This is a genomic window from Halomonas sp. KAO (genome assembly GCF_015595025.1).
Lineage (GTDB): Bacteria > Pseudomonadota > Gammaproteobacteria > Pseudomonadales > Halomonadaceae > Halomonas.
In genome coordinates, this window is sequence record NZ_JADNRL010000036.1 from 1 (window position 1) to 405 (window position 405).

1 protein-coding gene is annotated in these 405 nt (G+C 64.7%); it reads right to left on the bottom strand.

Annotated features, from left to right (window positions below):
* Window positions 1-70: 70 nt before the first annotated feature.
* Window positions 71-405 (bottom strand): DUF7424 family protein (locus tag IOC61_RS15990; protein ID WP_195689739.1); only part of this gene is annotated, 335 nt, incomplete at its 5' end.

The following is a 405-nucleotide window of genomic DNA, read 5'->3' on the forward strand; positions in this document are numbered from 1 at the left end:
AGGTGGGAAACCGCCGGATGCTCGGGCCCCACGCACAGCGGGCCGATATAGTTCAGCTTCATGGCCGGGCTTACCCGTTGAACTGAGCAGCCAGGTAGTCTGTATCGACAAGCACCGACGCCTCGCCAGTCTTCACCGCGCGCTCGATCAGCACATCAGAGAAGCGGAGCTCGAACGCCTCACCCGCCGGCACCTCTATCGGTTGCAATGTGGCCGGCTGGTCCCCTACCCATGCCGACAGCACCGTGACCGGCAGCGGCTCGCCGGTATCGTTGATCACCGCCAGCGTGATGGCGTAATCCAGGCTTCCCATCATCATGTCGGCGCTCTGCGCCTGCTCGAGGCGCTCCAGCACCGCCGGCGGCACGGCCACGCCAAGTGGCAATTCAGCGGTATGCGTCAGGT